General features: G+C 43.7%; 1 protein-coding gene. It reads right to left on the reverse strand.

The window, feature by feature from the left end; genetic code table 11:
* The coding region (locus HMPREF2933_RS05290; protein ID WP_070672610.1) for an IS5/IS1182 family transposase at positions 1 to 364 on the reverse strand (364 nt) is incomplete at both ends.

Raw genomic sequence — 364 nt, forward strand, 5'->3', positions numbered from 1 at the left:
TTTTTTAGGGCGTTGAATAGGACTTTCAGTGACATCAATGGCAACAGTGGCGCTAGGTGCTTCCAAGTGGTCTAAATCAAAGAGACCTGAAGAACGAAGGGTGTCCTCTACCCATGTAATGGCCTCATTGACAGTTGCCACACCTACACCAAAATCAAATGCCAACAAGCGTTGAGTGGGGTAATAGCGTAAGTAGCGCAAGGTCATGATAAGTTGGTCTTCCATACTTAGACGGCGTGGGCGTCCTCCTTTTCGGTGTTGCTCTTGATAAGCGTCAGTGAGACAATCAAGCATCAGTTGAAACGTCGCTTTTTTAACACCTATCAACAATTTGAAATTCTCTGAGTTTAATTTTAAGGCTTTT

The organism is Streptococcus sp. HMSC066F10 (assembly GCF_001813805.1).
Classification (GTDB): Bacteria; Bacillota; Bacilli; order Lactobacillales; family Streptococcaceae; genus Streptococcus; species Streptococcus vaginalis.